Source organism: Salinicola sp. DM10 (genome assembly GCF_017306975.2).
Lineage (GTDB): Bacteria > Pseudomonadota > Gammaproteobacteria > Pseudomonadales > Halomonadaceae > Salinicola.
In genome coordinates this window covers 847,756-868,004 of the sequence record NZ_JAFLEN020000001.1, presented here as the reverse complement: position 1 = coordinate 868,004, position 20,249 = coordinate 847,756, and the positions used below count along the sequence as shown (strand labels likewise).

Here is a 20,249-nt window from a genome sequence, read left to right as displayed (position 1 = left end):
CGGAGAGAGATGATGTTGCAACACGAGTTCGTTTCCGCCGCGGCGATCGCGGCGAGTGTCCTGTTCATCCTGTCGCTGGGCGGGCTGAGCAATCAGGAGAAGGCCAAGCGGGCGGTCTGGTACGGCATCGTGGGGATGGCGATCGCGGTGGTGTTCACCGCGCTCGGCCCCGGCGTCGGCGGGCTCGGCTGGCTGATTCCACTGATGTTGATCGGCGGCCTGGCCGGCGCCTGGCTGGCGCGCCGGGTCGAGATGACCGAGATGCCGCAGCTGGTCGCCGCGCTGCACAGCGTGGTCGGCCTGGCGGCGGTGTTCATCGGCTTCAACGCCGAGATGGAGCGCGCCCGGGTGGTGGCCACCCGTGTCGCCGGGATCGACGTCGAAGGGTTCTCGGCGTTCGCCGCGACCCTGGCCCACAAGACCCCGCTGGAGCTCACCTTCCTGCAGATCGAAGTGGTGCTGGGCGTGTTCATCGGCGCGGTGACCTTCACCGGCTCGGTGGTGGCGTTCGGCAAGCTGGCCGGCAAGATCGGCGGCAAGCCGCACAAGCTGCCGGGAGGGCATCTGCTCAATGCCGGCGCCGCGCTGCTCTGCGTGCTGCTGGCGGTGGGCTACTTCAACGGTGCCGGGGCCTGGACCCTGGTGCTGCTGGCACTGCTCGCCTTCTTCATCGGCTGGCACCTGATCATGGGGATCGGCGGCGCCGACATGCCGGTGGTGGTGTCGATGCTCAACAGCTACTCGGGCTGGGCCGCGGCGGCGATCGGCTTCACCCTCTCCAACGACCTGCTGATCGTCACCGGGGCGCTGGTCGGCTCCTCCGGCGCGATCCTCTCCTACATCATGTGCAAGGCGATGAACCGCAACTTCGTCAGCGTGATCCTGGGCGGCTTCGGGGCGACCCAGAGCGAAGCCGCGGAGATCGAGGGCGAGCAGGTATCGATCGACACCGGCGGTGTCGCCAGTGCGCTCAACGACGCCGACAGCGTGATCATCGTGCCCGGCTACGGCATGGCGGTGGCCCAGGCCCAGAACGCGGTGAGCGAGCTGGTGCGCAAGCTGCGCGCCGCGGGCAAGAACGTGCGTTTCGGCATCCACCCGGTGGCGGGGCGCCTGCCCGGACACATGAACGTGCTGCTGGCGGAGGCGCGGGTGCCCTACGACATCGTCATGGAGATGGACGAGATCAACGACGACTTCGCCAGCACCGACGTGGTGATCGTCATCGGCTCCAACGATATCGTCAATCCCGCGGCGCAGGAGGATCCGGGCAGCCCGATCGCCGGCATGCCGGTACTCAAGGTGTGGGAAGCCAAGCAGGTGTTCGTGTGCAAGCGTGGCCAGGGTACCGGTTACTCGGGTATCGAGAACCCGCTGTTCTTCAAGGAGAACACGCGCATGCTCTATGGCGACGCCCGCGGCAGCATCGACGCCCTGGTGCCGATGATCGACTGAGGCGGCGCCGCGCGCGACTCTGATCCGAGCGCATTTCGCCCCGCGACGGCACCCCCGTCCGGGGCGATTTTCGTTACACTGTCGGCATCGTTCAGTGGCCACGGATCGACCATGTCAGAATCCTACTCGCAGTCAGCTTCCCGCTCCTCGGAGCCCATGCGGGTCGCCGTGCTCGGCGGCGGCAGTTTCGGTACCGCCATCGCCAGCATCGCTGCCGACAACGGCGCCACGGTGCGCCAGTGGCTGCGCGATGCGGCGCTGGTCGACCAGATCAATCACGAGCACCGCAACGGCCGCTATCTGCCCGACTACCCGATCAACCCGGCGGTGGTGGCCTCCACCGATCTGGCCGCCACCGTGGCCGAGGCCATGGTGGTGTTCATCGCCATCCCCTCCAAGGCGTTTCGCAGCGTGCTCGAGCAGGCGCGCGAGCACCTGCGCCCGGAGCAGATCCTGGTGACCACCACCAAGGGGATCCAGGCCGAGGGCTTCAAGCTGATGAGTCAGCTGATCGAGGAGGAGACCGGTTCGTCGCACATCGGCGTGCTCTCGGGGCCCAACCTGGCCGCGGAGATCGCCCAGAAGCAGCTCACCGCGACGGTGATCGCCAGCGACGACGCGGTCACCCGCGCCTATGTCCAGGCCGCGCTGGGCTGCGGCTACTTCCGTGTCTATGCCGGCAACGACCGCTACGGCGCCGAGCTGGGCGGCTCGCTCAAGAACATCTATGCCATCGCCGCGGGCATGGCGGCGGCGCTGGGCATGGGCGAGAACACCCGCGCCATGCTGATGACCCGCGCGCTGGCCGAGATGAGCCGCTTCGCGGTGGCTCTGGGTGCCAATCCCATGACCTTTCTCGGGCTCTCCGGCGTCGGCGATCTGATCGTCACCTGTTCGTCCAAGCTCTCGCGCAATTATCGCGTCGGCTATGCGCTGGGCGAGGGTGCGACCCTCGACGAGGCGATCGCGGCCCTGGGCCAGGTCGCCGAGGGCGTCAACACGGTCAAGCTGGTGTGCGCCAAGGCGCGCGAGGAGGGCATCTACATGCCGCTGGCCCAGGGGCTGCATCATGTGATGTTCGACGGCGTGCCGGCGCGCGACATGGCGCGGGCGCTGATGGAGAACGAACAGAGCAGCGACGTCGAGTTCATGCTCTCGCGCGAGGCGGTATCGCAGGCCCATCAGCTGGCACCGGACGGTGACGCATGAGCTGGCTGGCGATCGTGCGCCACGGTGAGGCGGGCCCCGGCGTACCCGACGCCGAACGCTGCCTGACCGCGCGTGGCGAAGGCGAGGCGCAGTCGGCGGCGCGCTGGCTCGCCAGCCGCCCGGAGCTGGCGGCAGCGACCCTGTGGGCGAGCCCGTATCGGCGCGCCCAGCAGACCGCGCAACCCATTGCCGCGGCGCTGGGCATCCCGGTCGACACCCGCGACGGCATGACGCCGGAGGATGACGTCGCGGCGCTGATCGAGCGCCTGAGCGAGCTGGGAGCATCGCCAGCCCCGCTGATCCTGGTCAGCCACATGCCGCTGGTCGGCACCCTGGCCGGACGTCTGGTCGATGGCGGGCCACTCGCCGCCATGGGCTTTCCCACCGCCGGGGTGGCGCTGCTCGAGGGCGAGGTGTGGGCGGCGGGCTGCGCTCGCCTCGGCGCCTTCGTTGCGCCACCCCATGGTTGAGGCGCGCGCCGCGCAGTGAGTGAGCATGATGCCAAGCCGCGCTCGGCCCGGGCCACCGGCAGCGCCCGTCTGACCGACGTGGCGCGGGTCGCCGGCGTGGCACCGATGACGGTGTCGCGGGCGCTCAATCGTCCCGAGCTGGTCAGCGAGGCGACCCGCGAGCGGGTGCGCCGCGCGGTCATCGAGACCGGCTATGTGCCCAACCAGGTCGCCGGCGCGCTGGCCTCCAGCCGCAGTCGCCTGGTGGCACTCATGGTGCCGACGGTGGCGCATGCGCTGTTCGCCGAGGTGGTGCAGACGGTCACCGGCTTGCTGGTGCCGCGCGGCTACCAGGTGCTGCTGGGCCTGGTCGGTTACACCCCTGCCGAAGAGGAGGGCGTGGTCGAGACGGTGCTCAGCCGCCGCCCCGACGGCATCGTGCTCACCGGCTGCCACCACTCGGCTCTGACCCGGCAACGGCTGGCGGCCAGTCGGGTCCCGCTGGTCGAGATCTGGGACATGAGCGACGACCCCATCGACATGCTGATCGGGTTCTCCCACCACGCCGTGGGGCGCGCCGTGGCCGATCATCTGCTGGCGCGGGGGTATCGCCGTCTGGGCGTGATCAGCGCCGATGACACCCGCGCCGAGCGGCGTATCGACGGCCTGCGCGAGCGCCTCGCCGAGGCGGGGCAGCAGGCGCTGCCGCTGCGCCGGGTGGGTACCCCTTCGAGCATGCCCTGGGGGCGCGAGATGGCGGCCGAACTGCTCGATCACCATGCCCTCGAGGCGATCGTCTGCAGCTCCGATATCCTCGCCCTGGGGGTGATCGCCGAGGCCCAGAGTCGGGGGCTTTCGATCCCCGATGATCTGGCCATCATGGGCTTCGGCGACAGCAGCTATGCCGCGGCCAGCTTCCCCGCGCTGAGCACGGTACGCATCGATGGGGCCACCATCGGCCGCCGCGCCGCCGAGCAGCTGCTCGAACGCATGGCGCGCCCCCAGTTCGAGCGCAGCGGGGCGGTGGAGGATATCGGTTTCAGCCTGGTCGACCGCGCCACCACCTGAGCTTTATACGAAAGCCGCCTGCGCTCGCCGATTTTTCGCACCAACCCCAAGCCCTCGACGAACTCACTCTGCAAGCGATCCATAACGCAGGGAGGCATCGCGCGGCGACGCTCATGCACGCGTTGTCACCTAGTGCTTTGGTCGTAATTTGCTTGTCGGCATCTTTGTCATACAAATGCCCCGCGCTACTATCCGTGTCCAACGACCTCTGACGGCGGCTGAATGATAGCGCAATCATTCAACTTGCCGACGAGCCCGAGAACGTCGCCGTGGCCAGATCTCTCCCCCTGCGACGACCCACGAGACTAGGTGCCGCGATGAACAACGATGCCATCAGTTGGATCCGTTTCTCCCACGTGCTGTTGCCCCTGGCGACGCCGATCAGCGATGCCAAGGTGCTGACCGGACGCCAGAAACCGATGACCGAGGTGTCGTTTCTGTTCACCGAGATCGAGACGCGTGACGGTCATCGCGGCATCGGCTTCAGCTATTCCAAGCGTGCCGGGGGCTACGGCCAGTTCGCGCATGCCAAGGAGATCGCGCCGGCGATTCTCGGCGAAGACCCCAACGACACCGACAAGCTGTGGCACAAGCTGGTATGGGCCGGCGCTTCGGTGGGGCGCAGCGGTCTTGCCACCCAGACCATCGCCGCGGTCGATGTCGGCCTGTGGGATCTCAAGGCCAAGCGCGCGGGGCTGCCGCTGGCCAAGCTGATCGGTGCCCATCGCGACTCGGTGCAGTGCTACAACACCTCCGGCGGCTTCCTGCATACGCCGATCGAAGAGGTCAAGGAGAACGCCACCCGCTCGCTGGAGAGCGGCATCAAAGGGGTCAAGATCAAGGTCGGCCAGCCCGACATGAAGGCCGACCTGCAGCGTGTCGAGGCGGTACGCCGCCACCTGGGTGACGACGTGCCGCTGATGATCGATGCCAACCAGCAGTGGGACCGTGCCACCGCGCTGCGTTTCGGCCGCGCCATGGAGCCCTACCACCTGGTGTGGATCGAGGAGCCCCTCGACGCTTACGACGTCGAAGGGCACGCCGCACTGGCCAGCGCCCTGGATACGCCGATCGCCACCGGCGAGATGCTCGCCAGCGTCGCCGAGCACCGCGCGCTGATCGACCATCGCAGCGCCGATATCATCCAGCCGGATGCGCCGCGCATCGGCGGTATCACGCCGTTTCTGAAGCTTTCCACCTTGGCCAGCAGCGCCGGCCTGCAGCTGGCACCGCACTTTGCCATGGAAATTCACCTGCACCTGGCGGCGACCTATCCCAGCGAGCCCTGGGTCGAGCACTTCGACTGGCTGGAGCCGCTGTTCAACGAGCGCCTCGAGACCCGCGACGGGCGCATGCTGGTGCCCGACCGCCCGGGTCTCGGCTTCACCCTGACCGAGCAGGCGCGTCAGTGGACAGTGGATAGCGCCGAATTCGGCAAACGCGGCTAGGAAACACTGAATCAATGTTTTCAGCGTTCCCGCAACGATCAAATACCCAGGAGTGCGAGATGAGTTTCCCCAAGATCACCAAGATGTCGGTCGTGCCGGTGGCCGGCTATGACAGTTTCCTGCTCAATCTGAGTGGCGGCCATGCCCCCTGGTTCATTCGCTGCGTGCTGATCCTGGAGGATGACAGCGGCCAGCGCGGGGTGGGGGAGATCCCCTCCAGCGAGGGTATCCTGCGCGGGTTGGAGCAGTGTCGGGCGCTGGTCGAAGGCGCGCGTATCGACCAGGTCAAGCAGGTCCTCAACCGGGCGCGGCTGGCGCTGGCCGGCAACGGGCGTGAGGAGCGCGGCCAGCAGACCTTCGATCTGCGCGTGGCGGTGCATGTGCTGACCGCGATCGAGTCGGCGCTCTACGATCTCTACGGGCAGGCGTTGGGCCAGCCGGTGGCGGACCTGCTGGGGCGTTTCGGCCGCCAGCGCGACGAGGTCGAGGCGCTGGGCTATCTGTTCCTGCTCGGCGATCCGGCCAAGACCGATCTGCCCTATCCGCAAGCCGACGACCCGGTGGACGCCTGGGATGAAGTGCGACGTCGCGAGGCGCTGACGCCGGACGCGGTCGCCGAGCTGGCCAAGGCTGCGCATGCGCGCTACGGCTTCAAGGATTTCAAGCTCAAGGGGGGCGTGTTGCGCGGCGAGGAGGAGGCGGAGTGTATCCGCGCGCTGCACGACGCCTTCCCCGAGGCGCGTCTGACCCTCGATCCCAACGGGGCCTGGACGCTCGACGAGGCGGTGCGCGTGCTCGAGCCGATCAAGCATCTGCTCAGCTACGCCGAGGATCCCTGTGGTCAGGAAGCGGGCTGGTCCGGACGCGAGACGATGGCCGAGTTCAAGAAGCGTACCGGTCTCAAGACCGCCACCAACATGATCGCCACCGACTTCAAGCAGCTGCAGTACGCGGTGGCGCTCAATGCGGTGGATATTCCGCTGGCGGACTGTCACTTCTGGACAATGCAGGGGGCGGTGATGGTCGGCGAGCTGTGCCACGAGTGGGGCATGACCTGGGGCTCGCACTCCAACAACCACTTCGATATCTCGCTGGCGATGATGACCCACGTCGCCGCCGCCTGCCCGGGGGAGATCACCGCCATCGACACCCACTGGATCTGGCAGGATGGCCAGCGCCTCACCCGCGAACCGCTGGTGATCCGCGACGGCAAGCTGCGTGTGCCCACCACGCCCGGTCTGGGTGTCGAGCTGGACATGGCGCAGCTCGAACAGGCCCACGCGCTCTACCGCTCGCTGGATGTGCGCAGTCGCAACGACGCCATGGCGATGCAGTATCTGATCGATGGCTGGCGTTTCGATCCCAAGCGCCCGGCGCTGGTGCGCTGAGCTGGCAGTCGCACGAGGGGTGACATGAGAGGCGCCATGAGCGGTGGTATGAGTGGCAATACGGGGGAAGTATGGTGGTGACGTAGTCGCGCGTCCGGCCATGGGCGAGCAGACAGGAGCACTGGGCGAGTGGAGGCCGTGCAGTCAAATCACCTTTTGATACTTATCCTGACACTTGGTTTCATGACACTATGAGCTTCCTTGAGGGGGGAGCTCATCATGCGCGTGATTGGCGCCGTCACCGGCCTGTGCGTACTGTTGATCGGGATGTGGGTGGCCTGGAGCTGGGCCACCCGCGAGCCCCGGGGCGAGACGCCGAGCATCGAGCCCAGCGGTTGGGAGTACCGCTGGGGCGACTCGCCGCGGGATGGCGCCGGGCTGCCGGCCTGGCTTCACGCTGACGACCGTGGCTGGCAGCCGATCGCGTTTCCCGCCAACCCACCGCAGCGTGACGGCCGTGACAAGGTGTGGTTCCGTTTGCGTCTGCCGCACAATCAATGGCACGACCCGGTGCTGTTCATCTCCAGCATCGATCTGATCGCGCAGGTCTATCTCGGCGACCAACTGATCTACCAGCATGGCGACTTCAATGATGGCGATCATGTCACCTTCGCCGGCTGGCCCTGGCACATGATCGCGCTGCCCCACGACTTCGGCGGGCAGACCCTCTGGCTGCGCGTCTTCTCCGATTACACCAGCATCGGTCTGTGGGGCCAGGTTTACCTGATGGAGCGCGGAGAGGCCTATCGTCAGATCATCCGGCGCTCGGCCTGGGACGTGGCGGTCAGCGCGCTGGCGCTGGCACTGTCGGTATTCGCCGCGATCTTCGCCGTCAGCGGCGTCGAGCGGCGCAGCTTCGGTGCCATCGCGCTGTTCGCCGGTGCCTCGGGTCTGATGCTGCTGGCCGAGGCGCCGGCGCGGCAGCTGATCGCCGGCAACCCGCTGGGGTGGGATCTGATCCGGGCCTTCAGCTATTACATGCTGCCGGTGGCGACCGGGCTGATCCTCGCCCACTGGCTCAAGGGCAGTGCGCGGCGCTGGATGCGGCGGTTATGGGCGCTGCATCTCGCCTACGTGTTGCTGGTGGTCGGCCTGGTCCAGGGCGGCGTGATCAACCTCTCGCTGACCTTTCCCATCTTCGACGTGCTGCTGGTGCTGACACTGCCGACGATGCTGGCGCTGGCGCTATGGCAGTGGCGGGTGCTGGACGGTACCCAGCGCACCGTGGTGCTGAGCTTCGCCGTGTTCGCACCGCTGCTGCTGGCCGACATCCTGGTGGCGCATGGCTTCATCCCGTGGCAGCCGATACCGCTGAGCTTCGGCACGCTGGCCTTCTCGCTCTCCTGCGTGGCGATCTCGCTGCATCGCTACCATCGGGTCCATCGCGAACTGGCGCGCTCCCACGAGACGCTGGAGCAGCAGGTGGCGCTGCGTACCGCGGAGCTGGCGGGCCTGGTCGAGGAACTCGAAGGGTTGTCCTACCGCGACGCCCTGACCGGGCTCTACAACCGACGCCATTTCGACGCGGCCTACGCCCAGGCGTGCCGGCGGGCGGTGGCGAGTGGCGAATGCCTGACCCTGGCGATCGTCGATCTCGACCACTTCAAGCGCATCAACGACCGCTTCGGGCACGATGCCGGTGACAGCGTGCTGGTCGAGGTGGCGACGCTGCTCAAGGCGAGCAAGGAAGCGGGCGAGAGCGTTTGTCGCCTGGGCGGCGAGGAGTTCGCGCTGCTCTCCCATGCCTCGCCGACGGCGCTGGCTGCGCGTCTCGAGCGGCTGCTGGGCCGGCTCTCGGCGGCACCACTCAAGCGTGGCGACATGAGCCTGGGGCGTGTCACTTTCTCGGCCGGCATTGCCAGCTTCCCGATCCACAGCGCAAGCCCTGACGGCCTGCTGCGACTGGCCGACGAAGCGCTCTACTGCGCCAAGCGCGACGGCCGCAGTACGGTGACGCTCTACTCGGCGTCGGCCGAGCCGTGTCTGCAGCGTGAAGATGGCGAGCAGAGCGGAGACTGTAAGTCCCACCTGGCCAACGGCGGTACTCGGCATCGGCACGCAGCGTCTGGGGAGCGTGACCGGCATGACCAGGCCGAGGAGGGAACCTCGGCGGAAAAGAAGTCGCAGGCGGTCGCGAGAGACCCGGACGAGCGCCGGGGAGAGCGATGAGGCCGGCATCGGAATAGCGCTGAAGAGCGCGGCCATGTGACACATTCGGCAGCGCCGCGAGGATGCCAAAGTCTAATGTCTGAATAAGTATGATGTATGGCAATGTTGGCGGCGACGATAACAACATTGCGGCCTGTGCGGCGTCGCGATCGATCTGGCGAAGACGCCGGACGGCGGCCTCGGCGGCTGCGCCCATTCGACATGGAGCGCGTCATGACCTCACTCTTCTCCTCGCGTGTCTCGCGTACCTGCCTCTCTCTCGCCGCCGCCGGCGTGCTGCTGGGCGCCAGCCTGGGTGCCCAGGCGGCGACCTGGCGCGGGTGGAACGTGCACCCCGACGGCTACCCCAACTCGCTGGCGCTGAAGTCTTTCGCCGAGGAAGTGGCCAAGACCACCGACGGCCGCGTCGAGCCCAAGGTCTACAACAACGGCGTCCTCGGCGATCAGCCGGATGCGATCGAACAGGCCCGTAGCGGCGCGCTGGACTTCGGCAACTTCAACATGGGGCCGATGGGCCCGGTGGTGCCCGAGACCGACGTGCTCTCGCTGCCGTTCCTGTTCAAGGACGTCGAGCAGATGTATCGGGTCATGGATGGTGACATCGGCAAGCGCTTTGCCGCCGCCCTGGCCGAGAAGAACCTGATCGCGCTCTCCTGGTTCGGTTCCGGCGCGCGCAGCTTCTACGACACCAAACGCCCGATCGAGACACCCGACGACGTCAAGGGCCTCAAGCTGCGAGTGATGAACAACGATCTCTACGTGCAGATGGTCGATGCCCTGGGCGGCAACGCCACGCCGATGGCCTACAGCGAAGTGTTCCAGTCGCTCAAGACCGGGGTCATCGACGGTGCCGAGAACAACTTCCCCTCGTTCGAGTCGAGCAACCACTACGAAGTGGCCAAGTACTATTCGCTCACCGAGCACCTGATCATTCCCGAATGCCTGTGCGTGGCCAAGTCGAGCTGGGAGGCGCTCTCCGACACCGACCAGCGCGCCGTGCGCACCGCCGCCGAGAACGCCGCCCAGGAGCAGCGCCGGCTATGGGCGGAGCGGGTAGCCAAGAGCCGCGCCATCGTCGAGAAGGCGGGGGTGAAGATCAATGAGGTGAAGGACAAGGCTGCCTTCCAGCAGCGCATGGAGCCGCTCTACCAGGCATTCACCGACAAGCACCCCGAGCTCGCCTCGCTGATCGACCAGATTCGTCAGACCCCCTGATTGCCCTCGCGAGGTCGGCGCGTCTCCGCCGGGAGGCGCGCTGGCCGCCTCTTCGCCGCAGTTGACAGGATCTCACCGTGAACGACTCCCAGCCGCCCGTGGCCGCTGGCACCTCGGCGTGTGACAAGGTGCTCGATACGCTGGCGCGACTCTGCCTGATCGTCGCCGGCGTACTGCTGGTATTTCTGATCTTCTCGTTTGGCTGGCTGGTCTTCGGCCGTTACGTGCTCAATGACACCCCGACCTGGATCGAGCAGTCGTCGCTGCTGATCGTGGTCTACATCACCTGCCTGGGGGCTGCCGCCGGGGTCAGGTTCCGTTCCCACCTGAGCATCGACTTCCTGCGCGAGGGTGCGCCACGCCCGCTGCGCCTGCTGATGCAGCTGATCGCCGACGCCTTCGTGATCGCCTTCGGCGGTGTCATGGCCTGGCAGGGGTGGCTGATGATGCTCAACAACGCCGACCGCCCGATCCCCATGCTGGGGCTGTCGGAGAGCTGGCGCTCGGCACCGCTGGTGGCCTGCGGGGTGCTATTGGTGATCTTCACCGGCGCCGAGCTGATCCAGCGCGCGCTCTCGACACGCAAGGGGCACTGACCATGGGACTGATCATTCTGTTCGGGGTGTTCGCGCTGGGCCTGATCGTGGGCGCACCGATCGCCTTCGCGGTGGGGCTGTCGGCAGTGGTGACCTTTCTCTACGAGGGGCTGCCGCTGTTCGTCGGCTTTCAGCGCATCGTCTCGGGGATCTCGGTGTTCTCGCTGCTGGCGATCCCGTTCTTCATCTTCGCCGGCGAGCTGATGCTCCACGGCGGTATCTCGCGGCGGCTGGTACGTTTCGCCTCGGCGGCGGTGGGTCGCATGCGCGGCGGCCTGGGCATGGTCAACGTCACCTCTTCGATGCTGTTCGGCGGCATCTCCGGCTCGGCGGTGGCGGATACCTCGGCGCTGGGCTCGATCCTGATTCCGGTGATGAAGGAGAAGGGCTACGACACCGACTACGCTGTCAATGTCACGGTCACCTCGTCGATCGCCGGGGTGGTGATCCCGCCCAGCCACAACATGATTCTCTATGCGGTGGCCGCAGGTGGCGGGATCTCGGTCACCCAGCTGTTCGTGGCCGGGATCGTGCCGGGCATCCTGATGTGTCTGGCGCTGGCGGTGGCGGCCTACGTGGTGGCGGTGAAGCGCGGTTACGGCGGCGAAACCTTTCCCGGCTGGGCGGCGCTGCTGATCAGCTTCTGCGCCTCGCTGCCGGGTCTGCTCACCGCGGTGATCATCGTCGGCGGCGTGCTCTCGGGTGTCCTCACGGTGACCGAGTCCGGCGCCTTTGGTGCGCTCTACGCTATCGTGGTCACCGGCCTGGTCTACCGCGAGCTGCGCTGGGCGGCGTTCAAGACCGCGGTCTATCAGGCGGTCAAGACTACCGCGCTGGTGATGATCCTGGTCGGCTGCGCCTCGGCGTTCTCCTACCTGCTGGCGCTCTACAGCGTGCCCGAGATGCTCGCCAACGGGCTGACCTCGGTCTCCGACAACCCGATCGTGGTGCTGCTGATGCTCAACCTGCTGCTGCTGGCGCTGGGCATGATCATGGACATGGCGCCGCTGATCCTGATCTGTACTCCGATCTTTTTGCCGGTGGCGCAGCAGTTCGGCATGGACCCGACCCAGTTCGGCATCCTGATGATGATGAACCTGGGCATCGGGCTGTGTACGCCGCCGGTGGGGGGCTGCCTGTTCGTGGGCAGCGCGATCGGCGGGATCAAGATCGAACAGACGGTGAAGACCATCTGGCCGTTCTACCTGGCGCTGTTCGCGGTGCTGATGCTGGTCACCTATGTGCCGGCGATCTCGCTGACGCTGCCCCATCTGCTGCAGTGAATTCGCGCCCGGTACGCCGGGCGCTATCCGCTGTGCCATCGAACATGAAGGAGTTTCAGCATGCTCAATCGATTACTGGTGACCGGTGCCGCCGGGGGCGTGGGGCAGGCGATTCGACCCCATCTCGCGCGTCTGGCGCATCAGGTGCGGCTCTCCGATATCGTCGACCCGGGCGCGGCCGCCGCCCATGAGGAGATCGTCACCTGCGAGCTTTCGGATGCCGCGGCCGTAGCGGAGCTGGTCGCGGGCTGCGATGGGGTGATCCATCTCGGCGGCATCTCGGTGGAGAGGCCGTGGGACGAGATCCTCCCGGCCAATATCGTCGGCGTCTACAACCTCTATGAAGCGGTGCGACGCCACGGCCGGCCGCGAGTGGTCTTCGCCAGCTCCAACCACACCATCGGTTTCTATCCACGCACCACCCGGCTCGACAGCCAGGTACCGCACCGCCCCGACTCGCTCTACGGCGTCTCCAAGTGTTTCGGTGAGGACCTCGCCAGCCTCTATCACGACAAGTTCGGCATCGAGACGCTGAGTCTGCGTATCGGCTCCTGTTTTCCCCAGCCCAAGGACACCCGCATGCTGGCGACCTGGCTCGGGGTGGAGGATCTCGTCGACCTGCTGGCACGCGCCTTCGCCGCGCCGCAGCTGGGTCACACCGTGGTCTATGGCGCGTCCGACAACGCCGAGCAGTGGTGGGACAATCGCCATGCACAGTTCCTCGGCTGGCGCCCGCGTCAGAGTTCTGCACCCTGGCGCGAGGCGGTCGAGGCCGCCGACGGCCGGCTCGACCCGAGTGATCCGGCGGTGCGCTTCCAGGGGGGCAAGTTCGTCGCCCTTGGTCACCCCGACGAGGGGTGAATGACGTCCACCACCTGCGAGCTGGTATGCTAGCGCCAATCGACGGTCAAGGTGCGGCCACGCTAGCGGCCCGCAGGGTAGTGAAGCGGCACGACGATATTCGGCATAGCATAGGTAGAAGAAACGATGGAGCAGACCCAGGCCTTCAGCGTGCAGCGCATCTCGATGCAGGAGAGCCTGTCGCGCCAGATCGCGCGCCAGCTCGAAGCCCTGATCACCGAGGGCAAGATTCCGGTGGGCGACAAGCTGCCCACCGAGAGCCAGCTGTGCGACATGTTCGGGGTCAGCCGTACCGCGGTGCGCGAGGCGATCGCCCATCTCAAGTCGATGGGGCTGGTGGAGACTCGCCGCGGCATCGGTACCCGGGTGCTGCGTTCGGCGCCGGCCAGCGCCTTCCCGGCGCGGCGCATCAGTGCCACCACGGTGGAGGACATTCTCCACGTACTAGAACTGCGCTTGGTGCTGGACTCTCAGGCCGCGGCGCTGGCCTCAGAGCGGCGCAGTGATGCCGACATCGAGGCGCTGACCCGCGCCCACGAGGCGCTGGTGGCCGCCAGCCGTGAAGGCGGCCAGGCGCGCCAAGAGGATTATCACTTCCACCGCGCCATCGTCGAAGCCAGCCACAATCCGTTCTTCGTCGCCCTTTACGATCAGCTTCACGAAGGGGCCATTCCGCGGACCAAGCTGGTGGCAGTGGAGCTCGACTCGGCGGCCATGACCCACTACCTCGAGCGCGTGGCGCGTGAGCATGCCGACGTGCTCGCGGCCATCGTGGCGGGGCAGCCGCAAGCAGCGCGGGACGCCATGCTGCGACATCTCCAGCGCGCGTACGACAACTATGCCGCCTATCAGGATATTCCTCGCAGCTGACCCCGCCGCTGCGCCGCGGCGAACCCTGCCCTCGGCGTTTCCGGCGTGGGCCTAGGGTTTGTACGAAAAGTCGGCGAGCGAAGACAAGACAAGGCAAAAATCTGCGAAAAAGCGGAGTTTACGGGTGTAAATGAGCATTTTGAGCTGATTTTTAACGCCGTATTGTCGAGCGCAGGCAGTTTTCGTACAAAGCCTAGACGAGCCCCAGCCACTTCAGCACGATCAACCCCAGACTCAGGCTGAACATCGAGCCGAAGGTGGTGATCACGATGATATTGGCGGCCAGCTTGTCGTTGGCCTTGAACGCCTTGGCCATGACGAAAGAGGCCGCTGCGCCGGGACTGCCCAAAAACAGGAACAGAATGCCCAGGGCCGGCCCGCGGATGCCCAGCGCCAGGGCGCCGAGAACGCCCAGCAGGGGGACCCACACCAGCTTCCACAGGCTGGCATCCAGGGCGATGGTGCTGCTGCGCTTGAACGCCGTGATCGAGAGCGTGCCGCCGATGCAGATCAGCCCCAGCGGCAGCGACATCGAGCCCAGATAGCCGCCGGAGGTGAGCAGCCAGGTGGGGAGATCGAGCCCCAGCAGTGCCACCGGAATCGCCAGCACCACGCTCAGGATCAGCGGGTTCTTGGCCAGATTGCGCGCCAGTGAGCGCAGGTCCGTGGGCACGTCCTCGCTGTAGATCGAGAGCACGATCACCGAGACCACGTTGTAGACCACGATCACCGCGCCGGCCAGAATGCCGCCCACGGAGAGCCCGTAGTCACCGTACTGGCTGGCCGCCAGGGCCAGACCGACGATACCGTTGTTGGCACGGAAAGCGCCCTGGGTGAAGATTCCGCGTTCGACGTAGGGGTGACGCCAGATCGCCCAGAGCCAGGCGAGGCAGAAGCTCGCCAGGGTGAAACCGACGAAGTAGAGAATCAGCCGTGGCTGCAGGGCGCTGTCGAGATCGGCCTGGATGATGCTGAGGAACAGCAGCGTCGGCATGGTCACCCGGAACACCAGCGACGAGGCGGTGTTGATGAAGGCGGCATCGATCCAGCCAAGGCGCTTGAGCCCTAGACCGAGGAACACCATCAGAAAGACCGGTAGGGTGATCTCGAGGGTATGGGTGAATGCCGCCAGCAGGCCCATGGGTTACTCTCCGCCGCGAACCAGCCAGAAGCCGACCACCAGGGCGGCGAGGATGACGGCCCAGAACAGCCGATTTCTCAGACGAGTGTCGCGGTGGGAACCTTTGCGGGACACGTTACAATCCTTCTATGAAGCGCGAGCGCTCATGTGACACGAGCGCCCGTGTGGACAACGAACGCACGAACGTCGGCACGCGGATGAAGACGCCCGGAGAGCGCCCGCCCGGGCGCTCTCCCGATGCCGGCCGATGCCGGTGGCCGTTCGACGAAAAGGCGACAGTTTACGGGAATTCGACGATCGATGCTGCCTCAACCCCTGGTCTTCGCGCACGCCAATGGCTTCACCGGCGCCAGCTATCGCACCCTGCTGGCGCCGCTGGGCGAGCGCTTCGAGCTCCACCCTTTGGAGCGCCTGGCCCACCATCCCGATTTCCCGGTCGACCGCAACTGGCGCTCGCTGTGCGATGAGTATCTCGACGCGGTGCGCGCGGTGGGCCGGCCGGTGATCGCCGTGGGTCACTCGATGGGCGGGGTGCTCTCGATCATGGGCGCCTGTCGCGCGCCGGAGCACTTCCGGGCGGTGGTCGCGCTCGACCCGCCGCTGCTGATCGGGCGCGATGCCTTGTTGCTCAAGCTGGCCAAACTGACCGGATTCATAGACCGTATCACCCCGGCCGGCAAGACGCTCAAGCGTCGCGAGTACTGGCCGAGCCGCGAGGCGATGCGTCACTCGCTGCGTCAGCACACGCTGTTCAAGGGTTTCACCGAGGCGGCGCTGACCGACTATGTCAGCGGTGCCACTCGGCTCGATGAGCAGGGGGCGACCCGCCTGCTGTTCGCACCGCGCCATGAAGCTGCGGTGTTTCGCCATCTCCCCGATCACCTCGCCGGTGTGCTCAAGCATCTCGAGGTGCCACTCACGGTGATCGCCGGTCAGGATTCGACTCTGCTTAACCAGGCGCGGCGGCGCCAGCTTGCGCGCGCCGGGCTCGCCCTCGACTGCGTGCCCGGCAGCCATATGTTTCCGTTCGAGCATCCCGAGGCGACCCGCGCGGCGCTGCTGGCCGCGCTCGATCGGATGCTGGAGGGCGCGGCATGCCATTGAGCCGTAGCGCGAACGCGGTGCCGATAGAGACGACGCTGGGGGAGGCCGGGCTGGCGGCGCAGGTGTGGGGGGCGACGGACGCACCGGTGTGGCTGGCGCTGCATGGCTGGCTCGACAACGCGGCGACCTTCGCGCGTCTGGCGCCGCTGCTGGCCGAGGCGCTGGGCGTCCGAGTGGTGGCGCTCGATCTTCCCGGCCACGGCCGCTCACCGCACCGCGGTGACGGCGGCGACTACTCGCCCTGGGGCTATCTACCCGAGCTGGTCGAGGTGGTCGAGACGCTGGGCCCGGCGCCGCTGACGCTGCTCGGCCACTCCATGGGGGCGGGAGTGGCCAGCCTGCTCGCCGCCGCGCTGCCGGCGCGGGTGGCCCGGCTGGTGTTGATCGATGGCCTCGCGCCGCTGACCACCACCCCGGAGCAGGCGCCGGAGCAGCTGCGGCTGGGGTTGCGCGCACGTCGGCGGCCACGGCGCGGCGAGCACGGATATGCCACGCTGGAAACAGCGCTCGAGGCCCGGGTCAACGGCGGCCGCACGCGCCTGGATGCCGATACCGCGCGACCGATCGTCGAGCGCGGGCTGCGCCGGGGCGAGGATGGCTTGCTCTATTGGCGCAGCGACCGGCGCCTGGTCTGGCCTTCGCTGCTGCGTCTGAGCCCGGAGCAGATGCTGGCGATGCTCGACGAGATCACCGCGCCGACCCTGCTGATCCAGGCCACCGCCGGGGTGCTCGGCGAGCGCGCGCTGCTGGCCGAGAGCTGCCAGCGGGTGCGCCGGCTGCAGCGGCGGGTGCTGAGCGGCGGCCACCATCTGCATCTCGAGCGCACGCGGGTGGCGGAGGTGGCGGCGGAGATCGTACGCTTTGCGCGGCTGGACGATATCTCGCCGCCGCAGTGAGCGCTCGGCCTAGAGCAGCGATCAAGATGGCATAGCAGCGTTCGGAACGGCAGGGCAGCGGTCAGAACGGCAGAATAGTGATCAGGAAGGCAGGGCGCAGGCGGGCATCCGCAGCGAGCGCTGCCACCATAGAGACAGACGTACAGGCGACAGCCAGGAGAGACGGACGATGAAACCACGCGTGTCACTGGTGCTGGGCAGCGGCGGTGCCCGCGGTTACGCCCACATCGGCGTGATCGAAGAGCTCGAGGCGCGCGGCTACGAGATCGTCTCGATCTCCGGCTGTTCGATGGGCGCGCTGATCGGCGGCATTCACGCCGCCGGCCAGCTCGAGGGCTACCGCGACTGGGTGTGTCAGCTCGACTACTTCGACGTGCTGCGGCTGGTCGACATCACCTGGAGTGCGATGGGCGCGATGCGCGCCGGCAAGGTGATGACCAAGCTCAAGTCGCTGGTCGGCGATATCCAGATAGAAGCGCTACCGCTGCCGTTCACCGCGGTGGCCACCGATCTTACGCGCCAGCGCGAGGTATGGTTCCAGAGCGGCTCGCTGCTGCGCGCGATCCGAGCCTCCATCGCCGTCCCCGGGATCATCACTCCGGTGCAGGAGCACGGCCAGGTGCTGGTTGATGGTGGGCTGCTCAACCCGCTGCCGATCATCCCCACGGTCTCGGTGGCGGCGGATATCGTGCTCGCGGTCAACGCCACCGCACAGACCCCACGGCCGATCAGCCTGGAGGCGCTGCTGCCGGCCGAGCGCGCCGCCGAGGAGGAGCAGCGTGAGCGCGAGCGCGAGGCCGCGGGCAAGAGTTTCAGCGGCTGGCTGGGGGGCGTGCGCAACCGTGTCCAGGGCATGATCTCCTCCTTCAGCGACGAGGAGGAGAGCGCCGGCGATACCTGGTCGAGCCAGACCGAGCGCGCCTGGAGCAAACTCGACATGATGTTGGCGTCATTCGATATCACCCAGGCGGCCCTGGCCAAGTACAAGATCGCAGGCTACCCGCCGGACGTGCTGATCGAGGTGCCCAAGAGCGTTTGCGGGGCCTATGAATTCCACCGTGCCGAAGCGCTGATCGAGCTCGGCCGTTATCTCGCCGCCCAGGCGCTGGATCGCCACGAGGCGCAGCGCGATCAGACCCGCGCCAGCGGCGAGCCGGTCAATGCGCGCCGGCATCCGCTCAGCAGCGGTGGCTCGCGCACGGAGATGCCGTTGCCGCTGTCATCGCCCAAACGTCAGGAGTGAGTGCCAGGAGTGAGCCCTGGAAGTGAATGTCAGAAGTGAATGCCTTGAGCGAGGGCCAGACGTGAACACCAGAAGTGAACACCAGGCGTGAACGCCTGGTCTCACTCGGGCTCGCCGCCGCGGGTGCGCAGCAGCACGTAGAGCGCGCCGGTGCCGCCGTCTATCTCGCTGGCGGAGCAGAAGGCGAGCACCCGTGACCAGTTTTTGAGCCAAGTGTTGACGTGGCTCTTGATCACCGGATAGGCGGCGCCCCCGGCGCTGGTGCCGCGCGCCTTGCCGTGGACCACCAGCACGCAGCGCAGGCGGTTGGCGATGGCGTCGTCGATGAACGACTCCAGCTCCAGGCGCGCCTCGTCGAGGGTATAGCCGTGCAGATCGAGCCCGCCCTCCCACGGAATACGTCCGCGCTTGAGCTGGGCGAAGGTGCGTGGCGGCAGGTCGGGAATCGCGAAGGCCAGCGACTGATGCGGGGTGACCGCCTCGACGCCGCCATCGGAGAGGGTGGAGAGCGCCTGCGGTGGCGCCTGTTCGGCGGCCTCACGGCGTGCCGTGGCGTTGAGCGCGTGCCGGCGGCGGCGTCCGGTATCGGCGCGATTGATCTCGAGCTTCTTCACGCCGGCCGCCTCAAGCGCCTGACGAAAGGCGCCGAGATCGGCGTCGTCACCACCTGAGGGATCGTCGCCGGAAATCTGCGTCATGCCGTTCTACCTCTGTCTGCCATCTCGGTCGATGCCGGCCGGAGGTTGCCATCGGGCCGCACCGGGCGCGTTCGCGCCGCGGGCGCAAGGGTAAAGGATTGTCATCGCGGACGCATGCCCGGCTGTGAAGCGCCGACCCTTGCGGGTACAATCGTCGTCCGTTTTTCAGCCATTTGCGAGCCCGACCCATGTCCAGCCCGGCGACCACCCTGACGCTCACCGATCACGCCCTCGCCAGCGAGCTGATCAGCGTTCGCGACTGCCTGCGCTGGGCCACCAGTGAGTTTCTCGCCCACCGCCTGCACTTCGGCCACGGCACCGACAGCGCCTGGGACGAATCGGTGGCGCTGGTGCTCGGGGCGCTGCACCTGCCGTGGGATGCCGACCCGGCGGTGCTCGACGCGCGCCTGCTCGGTGTAGAGCGCGAACGCATCGTGGGCCTGGCACGGCAGCGTATCGAGACCCGTCGGCCATTGCCCTATCTGCTGGGGGAGGCGTTCTTCGCCGGCTACCCGTTCGAGGTCGACGAACGCGTGCTGATTCCGCGCTCGCCCATCGCCGAGCTGATCGAGGCGGGCTTTGCGCCCTGGTTCGAAGCCACGCCGCCGGCGCGGGTGCTTGACCTGTGCACCGGCTCCGGCTGCATTGGCATCGCCACGGCGCTGACTTTACCCACCTGTGCGGTGGATCTGGCCGACATCAGCCCCGACGCCCTGGCGGTGGCCAAGGCCAATATCGTGCGTCACGACGTGGGCCGCCGGGTGCGCGCGGTGGCCTCCGACCTGTTCGAGGGCGTCGCCGGTCAGACTTACGATCTGATCGTCAGCAACCCGCCCTACGTCGACAGCCGTGACCTCGCGGCGATGCCGGCGGAGTACCGCCACGAGCCGGACCTGGCGCTGGGCGCGGGCAGCGACGGCCTGGATATCGTGCGTCGCATCCTGCGCGAAGCGCGTGGCTATCTCAGCGACGACGGCATCCTGGTGGTCGAGGTCGGCAACTCCCAGCGCCACCTCGAGGCCGCCTTCCCCGAGGTGCCGTTCCTGTGGCTCGACTTCGAGCGCGGCGGTGAGGGTGTCTTCGTGCTCGACGCCGAGACCCTCGACGCCCACGCGGCCCAGTTCGCCGCCTCCTGATCGATTCGCTTTCGCTCCCT

18 protein-coding genes are annotated in these 20,249 nt (G+C 67.2%); 16 read left to right on the top strand and 2 right to left on the bottom strand.

Translation table 11 applies throughout. From position 1 onward, the window contains the following. Positions 1-12 precede the first annotated feature (12 nt). The 12 genes from J0A90_RS03825 (at position 13) to J0A90_RS03770 (ending at position 14,011) form a co-directional block, all read left to right on the top strand. Positions 13-1,455, top strand: a complete 1,443-nt coding sequence (locus J0A90_RS03825; protein WP_207037026.1) for an NAD(P)(+) transhydrogenase (Re/Si-specific) subunit beta — start codon at positions 13-15, stop codon at positions 1,453-1,455. A gap of 111 nt (positions 1,456-1,566) precedes the next feature. Continuing rightward, positions 1,567-2,664, top strand: a complete 1,098-nt coding sequence (locus J0A90_RS03820; RefSeq protein WP_233076475.1) for an NAD(P)H-dependent glycerol-3-phosphate dehydrogenase — start codon at positions 1,567-1,569, stop codon at positions 2,662-2,664. Beyond that, positions 2,661-3,134 carry a phosphohistidine phosphatase SixA gene (gene sixA, locus J0A90_RS03815; protein ID WP_207037028.1) on the top strand — a complete coding sequence of 158 codons (474 nt, stop codon included), beginning with the start codon at positions 2,661-2,663 and terminating at the stop codon, positions 3,132-3,134. The genes J0A90_RS03820 and sixA overlap by 4 nt, the downstream gene beginning before the upstream one ends. Before the next feature lie 15 nt (positions 3,135-3,149). Next, entirely contained in the window at positions 3,150-4,181 is a 1,032-nt protein-coding gene (locus J0A90_RS03810; protein ID WP_207037029.1) for a LacI family DNA-binding transcriptional regulator, read from the top strand. 317 nt (positions 4,182-4,498) lie between these two features. Then, positions 4,499-5,629 (top strand): mandelate racemase/muconate lactonizing enzyme family protein, encoded by a 1,131-nt coding sequence (locus tag J0A90_RS03805; RefSeq protein WP_285950007.1) that lies wholly within the window; start codon positions 4,499-4,501, stop codon positions 5,627-5,629. 59 nt (positions 5,630-5,688) lie between these two features. Next, the gene (locus J0A90_RS03800; protein WP_207037031.1) at positions 5,689-7,017 is read left to right on the top strand and encodes an enolase C-terminal domain-like protein; all 1,329 of its coding nucleotides are present in this window, start codon (positions 5,689-5,691) and stop codon (positions 7,015-7,017) included. 219 nt (positions 7,018-7,236) lie between these two features. Next, positions 7,237-9,186, top strand: a complete 1,950-nt coding sequence (locus J0A90_RS03795) for a GGDEF domain-containing protein (protein WP_207037033.1) — start codon at positions 7,237-7,239, stop codon at positions 9,184-9,186. Positions 9,187-9,399: 213 nt separating this feature from the next. Then, positions 9,400-10,401 (top strand): TRAP transporter substrate-binding protein, encoded by a 1,002-nt coding sequence (locus J0A90_RS03790; RefSeq protein WP_207037034.1) that lies wholly within the window; start codon positions 9,400-9,402, stop codon positions 10,399-10,401. A gap of 77 nt (positions 10,402-10,478) precedes the next feature. After that, the gene (locus tag J0A90_RS03785; protein ID WP_207037037.1) at positions 10,479-10,997 is read left to right on the top strand and encodes a TRAP transporter small permease; all 519 of its coding nucleotides are present in this window, start codon (positions 10,479-10,481) and stop codon (positions 10,995-10,997) included. A gap of 2 nt (positions 10,998-10,999) precedes the next feature. Next, positions 11,000-12,280 (top strand): TRAP transporter large permease, encoded by a 1,281-nt coding sequence (locus tag J0A90_RS03780; RefSeq protein WP_207037038.1) that lies wholly within the window; start codon positions 11,000-11,002, stop codon positions 12,278-12,280. Between the two features lie 60 nt (positions 12,281-12,340). After that, a complete protein-coding gene (locus J0A90_RS03775; protein ID WP_207037041.1) occupies positions 12,341-13,141 on the top strand; it encodes an NAD(P)-dependent oxidoreductase in 801 nt (266 codons plus the stop codon). Between the two features lie 126 nt (positions 13,142-13,267). Continuing rightward, a complete protein-coding gene (locus J0A90_RS03770; protein WP_207037043.1) occupies positions 13,268-14,011 on the top strand; it encodes a FadR/GntR family transcriptional regulator in 744 nt (247 codons plus the stop codon). 193 nt (positions 14,012-14,204) lie between these two features. Here J0A90_RS03770 and J0A90_RS03765 read toward each other — a convergent pair whose 3' ends face one another. Then, positions 14,205-15,152: an AEC family transporter gene (locus J0A90_RS03765; protein WP_207037045.1), complete on the bottom strand. Its 948-nt coding sequence runs from the start codon at positions 15,150-15,152 to the stop codon at positions 14,205-14,207. Positions 15,153-15,452: 300 nt separating this feature from the next. On the opposite strand from J0A90_RS03765, the gene J0A90_RS03760 reads away from it, so the two are divergent. The 3 genes from J0A90_RS03760 (at position 15,453) to J0A90_RS03750 (ending at position 18,395) form a co-directional block, all read left to right on the top strand. Further along, the gene (locus J0A90_RS03760) at positions 15,453-16,256 is read left to right on the top strand and encodes an alpha/beta fold hydrolase (protein WP_207037047.1); all 804 of its coding nucleotides are present in this window, start codon (positions 15,453-15,455) and stop codon (positions 16,254-16,256) included. Next, positions 16,247-17,152: an alpha/beta hydrolase gene (locus J0A90_RS03755; RefSeq protein ID WP_207037049.1), complete on the top strand. Its 906-nt coding sequence runs from the start codon at positions 16,247-16,249 to the stop codon at positions 17,150-17,152. Before J0A90_RS03760 ends, J0A90_RS03755 begins: the two co-directional genes overlap by 10 nt. A gap of 169 nt (positions 17,153-17,321) precedes the next feature. Beyond that, positions 17,322-18,395, top strand: a complete 1,074-nt coding sequence (locus J0A90_RS03750; RefSeq protein WP_207037050.1) for a patatin-like phospholipase family protein — start codon at positions 17,322-17,324, stop codon at positions 18,393-18,395. 101 nt (positions 18,396-18,496) lie between these two features. On the opposite strand, the gene J0A90_RS03745 is transcribed toward J0A90_RS03750, so the two are convergent. Further along, positions 18,497-19,093 (bottom strand): Smr/MutS family protein, encoded by a 597-nt coding sequence (locus J0A90_RS03745; RefSeq protein WP_207037052.1) that lies wholly within the window; start codon positions 19,091-19,093, stop codon positions 18,497-18,499. A 188-nt stretch (positions 19,094-19,281) separates the two neighbouring features. On the opposite strand from J0A90_RS03745, the gene prmB reads away from it, so the two are divergent. After that, complete coding sequence (gene prmB, locus J0A90_RS03740; RefSeq protein ID WP_207037053.1) at positions 19,282-20,229, top strand: 50S ribosomal protein L3 N(5)-glutamine methyltransferase; 948 nt, start codon at positions 19,282-19,284, stop codon at positions 20,227-20,229. Positions 20,230-20,249: the final 20 nt, after the last annotated feature.

Excerpts from the sequence above, each read along its gene's own strand:
- J0A90_RS03760 (WP_207037047.1), top strand. The coding sequence starts at position 15,453 with ATGCTGCCTCAACCCCTGGTCTTCGCGCACGCCAATGGCTTCACCGGC.
- J0A90_RS03795 (WP_207037033.1), top strand. The coding sequence starts at position 7,237 with ATGCGCGTGATTGGCGCCGTCACCGGCCTGTGCGTACTGTTGATCGGG.
- J0A90_RS03825 (WP_207037026.1), top strand. The coding sequence starts at position 13 with ATGTTGCAACACGAGTTCGTTTCCGCCGCGGCGATCGCGGCGAGTGTC.
- J0A90_RS03805 (WP_285950007.1), top strand. The coding sequence starts at position 4,499 with ATGAACAACGATGCCATCAGTTGGATCCGTTTCTCCCACGTGCTGTTG.
- J0A90_RS03765 (WP_207037045.1), bottom strand. The coding sequence starts at position 15,152 with ATGGGCCTGCTGGCGGCATTCACCCATACCCTCGAGATCACCCTACCG.
- J0A90_RS03750 (WP_207037050.1), top strand. The coding sequence starts at position 17,322 with ATGAAACCACGCGTGTCACTGGTGCTGGGCAGCGGCGGTGCCCGCGGT.
- J0A90_RS03800 (WP_207037031.1), top strand. The coding sequence starts at position 5,689 with ATGAGTTTCCCCAAGATCACCAAGATGTCGGTCGTGCCGGTGGCCGGC.
- sixA (WP_207037028.1), top strand. The coding sequence starts at position 2,661 with ATGAGCTGGCTGGCGATCGTGCGCCACGGTGAGGCGGGCCCCGGCGTA.
- J0A90_RS03790 (WP_207037034.1), top strand. The coding sequence starts at position 9,400 with ATGACCTCACTCTTCTCCTCGCGTGTCTCGCGTACCTGCCTCTCTCTC.
- J0A90_RS03775 (WP_207037041.1), top strand. The coding sequence starts at position 12,341 with ATGCTCAATCGATTACTGGTGACCGGTGCCGCCGGGGGCGTGGGGCAG.
- J0A90_RS03770 (WP_207037043.1), top strand. The coding sequence starts at position 13,268 with ATGGAGCAGACCCAGGCCTTCAGCGTGCAGCGCATCTCGATGCAGGAG.
- J0A90_RS03745 (WP_207037052.1), bottom strand. The coding sequence starts at position 19,093 with ATGACGCAGATTTCCGGCGACGATCCCTCAGGTGGTGACGACGCCGAT.
- J0A90_RS03755 (WP_207037049.1), top strand. The coding sequence starts at position 16,247 with ATGCCATTGAGCCGTAGCGCGAACGCGGTGCCGATAGAGACGACGCTG.
- J0A90_RS03780 (WP_207037038.1), top strand. The coding sequence starts at position 11,000 with ATGGGACTGATCATTCTGTTCGGGGTGTTCGCGCTGGGCCTGATCGTG.
- J0A90_RS03820 (WP_233076475.1), top strand. The coding sequence starts at position 1,567 with ATGTCAGAATCCTACTCGCAGTCAGCTTCCCGCTCCTCGGAGCCCATG.
- prmB (WP_207037053.1), top strand. The coding sequence starts at position 19,282 with ATGTCCAGCCCGGCGACCACCCTGACGCTCACCGATCACGCCCTCGCC.